This is a genomic window from Pedobacter sp. GQ55 (assembly GCF_059758925.1).
On record NZ_JCAXEI010000001.1, the window covers coordinates 656,415 to 666,849 of the forward strand.

Sequence of the window (10,435 nt, forward strand, 5' to 3'; positions counted from 1 at the left end):
TTCAAAATTAGGTTAGTTGGGCGCAGTGTACAACCGAAAAACTGACAAGTATTTTTTTTGTTCTTAAACTTAACTAGTTTTCTACAGATCTGGCGTGGATAATTATTATATTTATGCTATGGAAAAAGTAAATAAAACACCAAGCGTGCAAGCGCAAATGCTGATCAGAAGGCCGGTGGCAATAGTATTTGAAGCATTTATTGATCCTGAGATCACCAAGCATTTCTGGTTTACCAAAGGAAGCGACAGACTAGAGGAGGGGAAAACGATTACCTGGGAATGGGAAATGTATAATGTTTCCAGCTCTGTGCTGGTCAAAGAAATTGTGCCGAATAAAAAAATAGCTATTGAATGGGACCAGTATTCAACTCCCGTTGATTTTGAATTTGAGGCATTGAGTGAGGGCACTACTTATGTTACCATTACGCAGTATGGTTTTCAGACTACAGGTGACAAACTGCTCGCAGAGATTAATGATGCAAGCGGTGGTTTTACGACTGTAGTAGATGGGCTAAAGGCTTATCTGGAGCACGGTATCAATCTGAACTTAATAGCAGATAAGTTTGTGAAAAATTAAGGGATTTTATCAAAGGCGAGATCGTTAAATAAGAAATCATTTGAATCAATATTTAGCTTGAATCCCGTTATCTTTTTATCGGTATCCCTTACAAAAATTACTTCGCCTTCGGGTACAAAGGGGTCATTAAAGATGATCTTACAGCGGTCTGCATCGATGTTATATAAAAAACCCGAAAAGAGTTCCTTAGCGGGAAGCAATTCGAGAAAAGGTTTTCCTTTTTCTCGTCTGATCACCGCTTTACCGTAGGCCGTGTCTTCATATTCACCTTCATAGCGGTTAAAGTTTGGTATTACAGCACTCTTTTTAGGCTGAGGTTTTCTTTTCTTGTCCCAATCGAAAACGGTGTTTTTTCCAGACATTTCTTTGTCGGCTTCCTTCCAGTTAAAAGTATCTTTTTGGGTCATGTACCCGGTAATTGCCTTAACCAGCTCATCGTTGACCTGGGATATTTTGTTGGTAAGGATTACTATGCCGGAACTGCTGTCGGGAAACAGGACAACGCTGGATATGTAGCCAGGCATCCCTCCGTTGTGGTTAATTACTTTGCCATTTTTGGTGTGTTTAATGTACCAGCCTAGCCCATAACCATCGTCTTTATTATTTGAGAACAGTGTTTTAACACTGGTTAGGGTGTTAATAGTGCCATCGTTTAATATGGTGATGTCATCAATGCGGCCATGTGCGAGCAACATTTGCATCCAGGTTAGCATGTCGTCGATATTTGAATCTATCCCGCCTGCAGGGGCGATGTTGTGCATATTGAGCGGTTTAATTGGTTTATTCTGGATGTGCGGCAGGGCAAAATTGCTTTCGCTGGTTATGGAATCTCTGTTGGTTGCGGTGCCAGTCATTTTGAGGGGGCTGAAAATCCTTTCTTTTAAAAACTCATCCCATGTTTTTCCAGTAACGGATTCGACAACAAGTCCGGCTACAAGGTACATGATGTTCTGGTAGGCATAATCAGTACGGAAATTGGTGCGGATTGGTGAGTAACGAATTAATTTTGCGATGTCTTCTCTGGTGTTTTTTGTACCGTACCAAAGCAGGTCGCCATCAAATGTTTTTAAGCCGGACCTGTGACTTAAAATGTCGGTAATGGTAAGTTCTTTGGTAATCCATGGATCGCTCAATTTAAAATTAGGCAGGTATTTAATGACTTTGTCATCCCAGTTGATTTTTCCATCATCTATAAGTATGCCCAGTGCGGCTGCCGTAAAGGCTTTTGTGCAGGAGGATATCGGGAAAATGGTTTGGGTGTTTATCGGAAATCCTTTGGTGGTGCTGGTTACACCATAACCTTTTTTAAAGATTACTTTATTGTTTTGGATGATGCCAATAGCAAGACCGGGGATTTTGTAGTCCGCTACCTGTTTGGCAATAAACTGATCAAGACCGGCTGAGTCTGTTTGCTGGCTAAAAGAGCGGCAAGGAGCAAGCAAAAACAGAACTATAAAGATCTTTTGAATGGTATTGGTTAATGGATTGTGGTTCATTGGTTTAGGGGTTGGTGTGTTAAATATACATAAATCTCTAAACCTGTCTTCTAATAACTTATGTAGTTCTATTGATGGTTTCCTTACTGTTGTGAAGTCGTACCTGGTTGATGAAAACCATTAGATATGTTTATATTAAGCGCATGAAAAGAAACCTTTTTCTATACTTATTGCTTTGCTTTTGGTGTGGCGCTTATGCCCAGAATGGCGGGGTAACTTTTACCTCATCAGATGCTGCATTGCAGACTGCATTCGGCAGGACCAAAGAAATGGCATTAAGCTATAAAGGAAAACCGGGTGATCCAGTGGGGGCATGGTATGAATCGGCATTGCCAACAAGAGCGGCATTTTGCATGCGCGATGTAGGCTGAAGTGGATTTTTTAATTCAACTTAAAAATGAGATCATTCCAATTGAAGTGAAATCTGATGAGAATGTACGAAGTAAAAGCCTTTCTGTGTACAATGGTCTTTATCAGCCATCTATTAGAATCAGGTATTCATTGAAAAATCTCAAAAAGGATGATGGATTAATTAATATCCCTTTGTTTATGGTTGATTATACCGAAAAGTTGCTCTCCCTTTAATTAGACTCTAACGGTTCCCACAATTCGATTTTGTTGCCTTCGGGATCGTAAACCCAGGCGAATTTGCCATAGCTTTCGTTCTGGGTTTTTTCATCGATTTTTACGCCTTCTTCTCTAAGTAGCACAAGCAACCCATCGAGGTTATTTACGCGGAAGTTGAGCATGAACTGCTGCTGATCGTTGCCGAAATAATCTGTGTTTTGAGCAAAAGGAGAAAATACGGTAGGGCCGGCTTCCTGATCCCAGATGTACCCGGTTTTCATGGAGTTGATGCCGAAGTGTTTCTCGTACCAATCTGCAAGTGCTTCATGGTTTTTAGAGCGGAAGAAAATACCGCCAATGCCTGATATACGTGATGCCATGATTTTGAAGTTAGTAGACATAAAAGTAATAATAGATATTGAAAGTATGCGTAAAATGTGGGTTATTAAATCTCCAATTATTGGTTGGAGATTCCCAATGCATCACAAAGTGTGGGTAGTTTACATTACTGCGGTACTTTTGGCGTAAATGCCCCTTTATTTTGTCGGGCTTGCCCTTAAAGGGAGTGGCGCTTTTTTTTTATATTTATGACAGGAAAGCAATTAAAGAAATCAATACTAAAACTAACCAGATGAGAAAGATAATCTATGGTATCAATCTGAGTGCGGATGGTTGTTGCGATCATACCAAATTTGGTGGCAGCGAAGGGACGCATGAGTATTTTACGGATCTCATGCGGAACGTTGACCTGATTATATATGGGCGCAAAACCTATGAGCTGATGGTTCCTTATTGGCCTGATGTAGCAAAAAAACAATCGGAAACGAAAGTAGTGGATGAATTTGCGCAAACATTTGACGCCATTGACAAAGTTGTTTTCTCCCGAACCTTAGATAAGGTTGAAGGAAAGACAAAGCTTATTCGTGAGAACCTTGAGGAGGAAGTTCTAAAACTGAAGCAAGGAGCAGGTAAAAATATTTCAATTGGTGGTGTTAGTTTGCCTTCGGAGCTGATAGCACTTGGTTTGGTTGATGAGTTTTATTTTTTGGTTCATCCTATTATTGTTGGCGAAGGACGGCGGTTGTTCGATGATACGGGTTTTGATCTGCAGCAGGGTTTGAAACTGGTGGATTCGAGGGTGCTTGAATCGGGATGTGTGTCGCTGCATTATTCGAAGGGGTGATTTTTTGAAATTGCTGCCATGTTATAGTCGAGAGGACAGGATGACGGGGGTAAGGGCGATATCATGACCAGGTCTTTGAAAGAGAAGAGAATTTGAAAGGATTAACATGGTTTCATGGTCAAGAGATTTAATTCGAAGTCATCATCTCCAGACGAATTGTGACTTGCATAATGCCTGCGTAATTTTTAATAATCCCTTCTGAATTTATACCAGTGCTAATAAGAATATAGGTACTTTTGCCCCAGAACAAAACGAGTAAAATGAATATCGCAATTAATGGTTTTGGTAGGATAGGACGTATCTTTCTGCGCACCGCTATCGAAAAAAACATCAACGTTGTTGCCATCAATGATCTGGGAGATCCGGCTACTTTGGCCCACCTTTTTAAATATGATACTGTACACAGAGGTTTTAAGGGGACTGTAAAATTTGAAAATGACAGCTTAATCATTAATGGAAAGAAGATTCTTGTTTATGCTGAGCCTGATCCAGAAAAACTGCCATGGGCTGATCTGGGAATTGATCTGGTATTGGAGTCGACAGGGAAGTTTGCCAGCAAGGCAGGTGCTGATCTTCATTTGAAAGCGGGCGCTAAGCAGGTGCTGATATCGGCTCCATGTGGTGATAAGGGCGTGCAAATGGTAGTGCTAGGTGTAAATGATGCTGAGGTAGATTTGAAATCCGAAGTGCTTTCGAATGCTTCGTGTACCACTAATAATGTGGCGCCAATGGTTAAGATATTGGACGACAATTGGGGGATTCTGGATGGTTACATCACCACTGTGCACTCTATGACCGGCGATCAGAACCTGCACGATGCACCGCATAAAGATTTGCGCAGGGCAAGGGCAGCTTCGGCGTCTATAATCCCTACCAGTACAGGAGCTGCAAAAGCAATTACCAATATATTCCCTCATCTGGATGGTAGGCTGGGTGGTGCAGGCATCAGGGTGCCTGTATTAAATGGCTCTTTAACAGATTTTACCTGTATCCTTAAAAAGGAAACCACCATTGAAGAGATCAATGCAGCTTTTAGAAAAGCTTCGGAAAATGAGATGAACGAAATATTGGAGTATACTGAAGACCCGATTGTTTCCGTTGATATTTTAGACAACCCGCATTCGTGCATATTTGATAGTCAGCTTACTTCTATAGTGGGCGACCTGGTAAAGGTGGTTGGCTGGTACGATAATGAATCGGGCTACTCTGCACGTTTGGTAGATGTGGTGCAAAAAATTATAAAGAATAATGGGTAATGCTTCTTATATTTGGCGCATCGCCAGTTCGGCGTATTTGACAGCTTAAATTTAGAACCAACCATTACAAAACAATAATTTTAAAAAATGAGAACAATAGATCAATGCAACTTTGCAGATAAGAAAGCTTTAGTCAGAGTTGACTTTAACGTCCCTTTGGATAAAGATTTTAATATTACTGATGATAAAAGAATGCGTGCAGCGCTACCTACAATCAATAAAATTTTAAATGATGGCGGTAGTGTTATTCTAATGTCTCACCTGGGCAGACCAAAAGATGGTCCGGATGATAAAAATTCTTTGAAACACATTTTAGGTGACCTTTCGAGAATGCTGGATCTTGAGGTGAAATTTGCTAATGATTGTATTGGTGCTGAAGCCGTAGAAAAAGCTAAGAATTTAACTCCGGGACAAGTTCTTTTATTAGAGAACTTACGTTTTTATAAAGAAGAAGAAAAAGGTGATAAAGCCTTTGCTGAAAAGTTATCGAAACTTGGAAACGTATATGTAAACGACGCTTTTGGTACTGCACACCGTGCACACGCATCGACTGCTATTGTTGCCGAGTTTTTTCCTAACGCTAAATACTTCGGTTATTTAATGGCTGAAGAATTGAAAAATGCTGAAAAAGTAAATCATGGTGCTGTTAGACCTTTTACCGCTATTATGGGTGGTGCTAAGGTTTCGGACAAGATCTTATTAATTGAAAGCTTGCTTGAAAAAGTAGACAACCTGATTATAGGTGGTGGTATGGCTTACACTTTTGCTAAAGCACAAGGTGGTGAAATTGGTACTTCTCTATTGGAAGCAGATAGAATGGCGCTTTGCCTGGAGTTATTGGATAAAGCTAAAGCTAAAGGTGTAAACCTGGTTTTACCTGTAGATACTGTTATTGCTGATAAATTTGACAATGATGCAGAAAAAAGTACAGTTGATTCTGGGCAAATTCCTGCGGACTGGATGGGATTAGATATTGGTCCGAAAACCTCTGAATTGTTCTCCGGTATCATTAAAGATTCTAAAACATTATTGTGGAATGGCCCGATGGGTGTTTTTGAAATGGCTAATTTTGAAGTGGGTACGCGTGCAATTGCTGATGCAGTTGTTGCAGCTACCAAAGAAAACGGCGCTTTCTCTTTAATTGGTGGTGGTGATTCGGCCGCTGCAATTGCGAAGTTTAATTTAGAAGATGAAGTAAGTTATGTATCAACCGGTGGTGGAGCATTGCTTGAGTATATGGAAGGTAAAGAATTACCAGGTGTTAAGGCTATAAATGACTAGTATACCTGACTAATTTTAAGGACAGGCGTTTCGTTTTTGCGAAACGCCTGTTTTGTTTACCACTTCCTCCCACCTTGTTTTATGGTCTTTTTATAGTAAAAAAGGGGGAAAGTGGTAGAGAAATAATATGTGGAAAACTTTTTGTGGTAGAATGTGGTAAAAAGTGGTAGAAGTACCTATTTTTACACTACATAAAAAGTGCACATATTATTATGGTTCAGTTATTAGGAGAATTTGATTGTAAATTAGACGCGAAAGGCCGCTTGATGGTCCCTTCGAGCCTAAAAAAACAATTGCCTAATGTTGAGCAAGAGGGACTTGTGGTTAACAGGGGTTTTGAAAAGCACCTGGTGATCTACCCTAAAAAAGTATGGGAAAAGATAGTGGAGGACTTGAGTAAGCTGAATCCGTACGAACAAAAAAACAGAGAATTTATAAGATTATTTACCCGCGGTGCCACGGAATTGACGCTGGATGCAACCGGCAGGGTTAATTTGCCAAACTCTTTACTGGAATCGGTAGGTATTGAAATCAATACTGAACTGGTGCTGGCTTGTCAGTTTGATAAGATTGAGGTTTGGTCGAAAAAATCATACGAAGCATTATTTGATAAAGATCCTGCTGACTTTGCGCTGCTTGCTGCCGAAGTGATGGGGGATAAGAACAGGAGGGAAAATGGAGAATAATTACCATGTTCCGGTTTTGTTGAAAGCGTGCATCGATGGTTTGAATATTAAACCCGATGGCGTTTATGTTGATGTGACATTTGGCGGTGGCGGACACTCCAGAGAGATCCTTAAGCATTTAGGCAAAGACGGTGTGCTGATTGCTTTTGATCAGGATCCGGATGCGCAAAGAAATAAGATAGATGATCCGCGCTTTCATTTTGTAGATCAGAATTTCGCATTCCTTAAAAATAACCTTCGCTTATTAGGCTTTAAAGCTGTTGATGGTATTCTGGCTGATCTTGGCGTTTCTTCTCATCAGTTTAATGAACCGGACCGAGGGTTCTCGACCAGGTTTGAATCTACATTAGATATGCGGATGGACAAACAGGGCAAGCTGACTGCTGCGGAGGTATTGAATACTTATACTGAAGAAAGGCTGCACCGGATATTTGGGATTTATGGCGAGGTTAAAAATGCAAAGTCGCTGGCTAAGGCTGTAGTGACCGGTCGTATAGAACACCCGATAGAGACGCTGGCCGATTTTAAAAAGGCGGTTGCCGCACATATTCCAAAGGGAAAAGAAAATAAATATATGGCGCAGGTTTTTCAGGCCCTGCGCATCGAGGTGAATGCCGAGATAGAAGTGCTGGAGAATTTTCTGGCACAGACTGCTGATGTGCTAAAGAGTGGTGGACGTCTGGTGGTGATGTCTTACCATTCTTTGGAAGACAGGCCGGTAAAGAATTACCTGGCCAAAGGAAAGTTTAAAGGGGAGGTTGATAAGGATTTTTTTGGCAACGAACAAAAGCCTTTTAAAGTAATAACAAGGAAAGCTGTAATGGCTGATGAAGCTGAGCTGGAACGCAATAGCAGATCCAGAAGTGCAAAATTAAGGATTGGAGAGAAGTTATGAATAACAGGTTTAGGGAACATATAGACGAAGAGCCTGAAGAAGAAGAGGAATTAGATATCAGGGTTAAGAAGAAAGAGCCTGTATCTGAAAATCAGTTCTTTAAAAAGTTATTTATTGAGGGGGTAGTGAGTAAGGAGGCTGCAACAGAGATGTTGCCGTTTTTGATATTTCTGTCGGTTTTGGGAATGCTGTATATCGCGAATAGCCATATGGCCATTAAAAACATCAGAAATATTGATCAGTTAAGTAAGGAAGTAAAAGAAATGAGCTGGGAATACAAGTCGCTTAAGGCGGATTTGATGTTCAAAAGTAAACTAACAGAGGTTGCTAAAAAGGTGGATACACTGGGAATTAAAGAATTAACAGAGCCGCCTAAAAAAATTGTAATAAGCAGTAATGAATATTAGAGCTAACATATTATTACGTGTTTATCTGTCTTTCGGACTGATTGTGCTGTTTGCCGTGGCAGTATTGATCAGACTTTGCGATGTACAGTTTGTGGAGGGACATAGATGGCGTGCCATGGCCGATAGTCTCTCTACAAAGTATATCAATGTGGAAGCAGCACGTGGAAATATCTATTCAAACGATGGAAGCTTGCTTGCAACTTCTATTCCTGAGTATGAGCTACGCATGGATATGTATGCCGGTGGTATTACTGATAATGAAGTATTTGATAGTAAGGTGGATTCGCTGGCATTGAGGTTATCTCAGTTCTTTAAAGATAAAACACCTAAAGAGTACTCGAGGTATTTACGCTCGGCCAGACGTGATAGTGCCCGTTACTTATTGATTAAGCGCAAAGTTGGATATCAGGAGTTGAAAACGATAAGAACGTTTCCTTTATATAATGTAGGGAAATATACCGGTGGTTTAATTGCTGTTCAACAAAATAAAAGAATTAAGCCGTTTAAATACCTTGCCGCAAGGACTATTGGTTATAAAAATGAAAATGTAAGCAATGGAGTTGGTTTAGAAGGTGCTTATGGTGAATACATCAATGGAGAAAGTGGAAAAAGATTGGTGCAGAGAATATCTGGCGGTGTTTGGATGCCGGTTAACGATGAAGCTGAAGTCGCACCTAAAGAGGGCGCTGATATTATTTCGACCATTGACATTAACATGCAGGATCTGGCGCAAAGCGCGTTGGAAAAACAGTTGAAAATAAGCGATGCGGATCACGGAACGGTGATATTGATGGAGGTGACTACCGGCGAGGTGAGGGCGGTTGCCAATTACACAAGGGTTAAAGAAGGTGTTTACGAAGAGAAGTTTAATTATGCTATTGGTGGCAGTCAGGATCCTGGCTCGACCTTTAAGCTGGCTTCGTACATGGCGCTTCTGGAAGATAATAAAGTAGATACCAATACCATGGTAGCTACGGGTGACGGAACTTACCGGATACCTGGACATACGATTAAAGATTCGCATGGTGGTATTGGAACGGTAACGGTAATGAAGGCTTTTGAGCAATCGGCAAATACAGCTGTAGCTAAATTGGTTAATGCAGCTTATCAGGATAATCCATCGCAGTTTACGGATCATCTGTATGATATTCATATGAATGAAAGGCTTGTGCTGCAGATACCGGGAGAAACTAAACCTGTAATAAAAAATCCTTCGTTTAAAAGCTGGAATAAAAACATGACCCTGCCCCAAATGGCTTATGGTTATGAAATGCAGATTACGCCTTTGCAAATGCTGACCTTTTATAATGCCATTGCCAATGATGGTAAGTATATAGCGCCAATTTTTGTTAAAGAAATTCGCAGACTGGGAAATCCGATTGAGCAGTTTAGCGCAAGGGTGATTTCTGAAAGGGTTTGCTCCGAGAAAACGGTTAAAAAATTACAGGCCATGCTTGAATCGGTAATTACCAAAGGTACCGGTAAGCAAATGGGATCGCCATTGTACAGGGTAGCGGGTAAAACCGGTACTGCTCAGGTGGCCGATGGGAACAAGGGTTATAGGGCTAAGAAAAGCTATCAGGCTTCTTTTTGCGGTTATTTCCCTGCTGATAAGCCTAAATACTCCATTATGGTGGCCATTAACGGCCCTAAAAATGGATACTACGGTGCGGCAGTCGCCGGGCCGGTGTTTAAAGAGATTGCCGATCGTATTTATGCCAGCGATATGGAAATGTACAACGACATTCCAAATCACCTGGTAGGTAATACCAAAGCTCCCGAAGCGAAAGTTGGTGAGAGCAAAGCGGTTAAAAAGATTTATAAAGCCCTGGGTATTAAAGCGCTTTATGCAGATAAATCTGTAAGTGGCATTGATACCAATAACGGTGTTCCTTACGAAGAGCATGCTACCATAAAAGGGGTAATGCCTGACGTAAAAGGGATGGGTTTAAAGGATGCATTATACCTGTTGGGTAATGCGGGTTTAAAAACCAGGGTAAAAGGAGGCGGTAAGGTTGTAGCTCAATCTATACCTGCCGGAAATAGAATTGGAAGAGGATTATTAGTTCAACTTGAATTACAATAGG

General features: G+C 40.9%; 12 protein-coding genes. 10 read left to right on the plus strand and 2 right to left on the minus strand.

The features are described 5' to 3' along the window. The first annotated feature begins 118 nt into the window (after positions 1-118). Complete coding sequence (locus AC6CH7_RS02680; protein ID WP_498261220.1) at positions 119-577, plus strand: SRPBCC family protein; 459 nt, start codon at positions 119-121, stop codon at positions 575-577. On the opposite strand, the gene AC6CH7_RS02685 is transcribed toward AC6CH7_RS02680, so the two are convergent. Next, entirely contained in the window at positions 574-2,073 is a 1,500-nt protein-coding gene (locus AC6CH7_RS02685) for a serine hydrolase (protein WP_498261221.1), read from the minus strand. The genes AC6CH7_RS02680 and AC6CH7_RS02685 overlap by 4 nt on opposite strands. Before the next feature lie 143 nt (positions 2,074-2,216). Between AC6CH7_RS02685 and AC6CH7_RS02690 the strand changes: the two genes are divergently transcribed. Both AC6CH7_RS02690 and AC6CH7_RS02695 read left to right on the plus strand, forming a co-directional pair. Beyond that, positions 2,217-2,444 carry a hypothetical protein gene (locus tag AC6CH7_RS02690; RefSeq protein ID WP_498261222.1) on the plus strand — a complete coding sequence of 76 codons (228 nt, stop codon included), beginning with the start codon at positions 2,217-2,219 and terminating at the stop codon, positions 2,442-2,444. 1 nt (position 2,445) lies between these two features. Next, positions 2,446-2,658 (plus strand): DUF4143 domain-containing protein, encoded by a 213-nt coding sequence (locus AC6CH7_RS02695; RefSeq protein WP_498261223.1) that lies wholly within the window; start codon positions 2,446-2,448, stop codon positions 2,656-2,658. Here the strand turns inward: AC6CH7_RS02695 and AC6CH7_RS02700 are convergent. Continuing rightward, a complete protein-coding gene (locus tag AC6CH7_RS02700; RefSeq protein ID WP_498261224.1) occupies positions 2,655-3,020 on the minus strand; it encodes a VOC family protein in 366 nt (121 codons plus the stop codon). The two genes, AC6CH7_RS02695 and AC6CH7_RS02700, sit on opposite strands and share 4 nt — an antisense overlap. A 251-nt stretch (positions 3,021-3,271) precedes the next feature. On the opposite strand from AC6CH7_RS02700, the gene AC6CH7_RS02705 reads away from it, so the two are divergent. The 7 genes from AC6CH7_RS02705 (at position 3,272) to AC6CH7_RS02735 (ending at position 10,434) form a co-directional block, all read left to right on the plus strand. Continuing rightward, positions 3,272-3,823 carry a dihydrofolate reductase family protein gene (locus tag AC6CH7_RS02705; protein ID WP_498261225.1) on the plus strand — a complete coding sequence of 184 codons (552 nt, stop codon included), beginning with the start codon at positions 3,272-3,274 and terminating at the stop codon, positions 3,821-3,823. A 260-nt stretch (positions 3,824-4,083) separates the two neighbouring features. Further along, positions 4,084-5,079 carry a type I glyceraldehyde-3-phosphate dehydrogenase gene (gap, locus tag AC6CH7_RS02710; protein ID WP_498261226.1) on the plus strand — a complete coding sequence of 332 codons (996 nt, stop codon included), beginning with the start codon at positions 4,084-4,086 and terminating at the stop codon, positions 5,077-5,079. An 87-nt stretch (positions 5,080-5,166) separates the two neighbouring features. After that, positions 5,167-6,360, plus strand: a complete 1,194-nt coding sequence (locus AC6CH7_RS02715) for a phosphoglycerate kinase (RefSeq protein WP_498261227.1) — start codon at positions 5,167-5,169, stop codon at positions 6,358-6,360. 212 nt (positions 6,361-6,572) lie between these two features. Beyond that, a complete protein-coding gene (mraZ, locus tag AC6CH7_RS02720; RefSeq protein ID WP_498261228.1) occupies positions 6,573-7,046 on the plus strand; it encodes a division/cell wall cluster transcriptional repressor MraZ in 474 nt (157 codons plus the stop codon). Then, positions 7,036-7,941: a 16S rRNA (cytosine(1402)-N(4))-methyltransferase RsmH gene (rsmH, locus tag AC6CH7_RS02725; protein WP_498261229.1), complete on the plus strand. Its 906-nt coding sequence runs from the start codon at positions 7,036-7,038 to the stop codon at positions 7,939-7,941. The genes mraZ and rsmH overlap by 11 nt, the downstream gene beginning before the upstream one ends. Further along, complete coding sequence (locus tag AC6CH7_RS02730; RefSeq protein ID WP_498261230.1) at positions 7,938-8,348, plus strand: FtsL-like putative cell division protein; 411 nt, start codon at positions 7,938-7,940, stop codon at positions 8,346-8,348. The genes rsmH and AC6CH7_RS02730 overlap by 4 nt, the downstream gene beginning before the upstream one ends. Beyond that, complete coding sequence (locus AC6CH7_RS02735) at positions 8,338-10,434, plus strand: penicillin-binding protein (RefSeq protein ID WP_498261231.1); 2,097 nt, start codon at positions 8,338-8,340, stop codon at positions 10,432-10,434. The genes AC6CH7_RS02730 and AC6CH7_RS02735 overlap by 11 nt, the downstream gene beginning before the upstream one ends. The last annotated feature ends 1 nt before the right edge of the window (position 10,435 follow it).

Coding starts and splice junctions, on each gene's coding strand:
- AC6CH7_RS02680 (WP_498261220.1), top strand. CDS start 119: ATGGAAAAAGTAAATAAAACACCAAGCGTGCAAGCGCAAATGCTGATC.
- AC6CH7_RS02685 (WP_498261221.1), bottom strand. CDS start 2,073: ATGAACCACAATCCATTAACCAATACCATTCAAAAGATCTTTATAGTT.
- AC6CH7_RS02690 (WP_498261222.1), top strand. CDS start 2,217: ATGAAAAGAAACCTTTTTCTATACTTATTGCTTTGCTTTTGGTGTGGC.
- AC6CH7_RS02700 (WP_498261224.1), bottom strand. CDS start 3,020: ATGGCATCACGTATATCAGGCATTGGCGGTATTTTCTTCCGCTCTAAA.
- AC6CH7_RS02705 (WP_498261225.1), top strand. CDS start 3,272: ATGAGAAAGATAATCTATGGTATCAATCTGAGTGCGGATGGTTGTTGC.
- gap (WP_498261226.1), top strand. CDS start 4,084: ATGAATATCGCAATTAATGGTTTTGGTAGGATAGGACGTATCTTTCTG.
- AC6CH7_RS02715 (WP_498261227.1), top strand. CDS start 5,167: ATGAGAACAATAGATCAATGCAACTTTGCAGATAAGAAAGCTTTAGTC.
- mraZ (WP_498261228.1), top strand. CDS start 6,573: ATGGTTCAGTTATTAGGAGAATTTGATTGTAAATTAGACGCGAAAGGC.
- rsmH (WP_498261229.1), top strand. CDS start 7,036: ATGGAGAATAATTACCATGTTCCGGTTTTGTTGAAAGCGTGCATCGAT.
- AC6CH7_RS02730 (WP_498261230.1), top strand. CDS start 7,938: ATGAATAACAGGTTTAGGGAACATATAGACGAAGAGCCTGAAGAAGAA.
- AC6CH7_RS02735 (WP_498261231.1), top strand. CDS start 8,338: ATGAATATTAGAGCTAACATATTATTACGTGTTTATCTGTCTTTCGGA.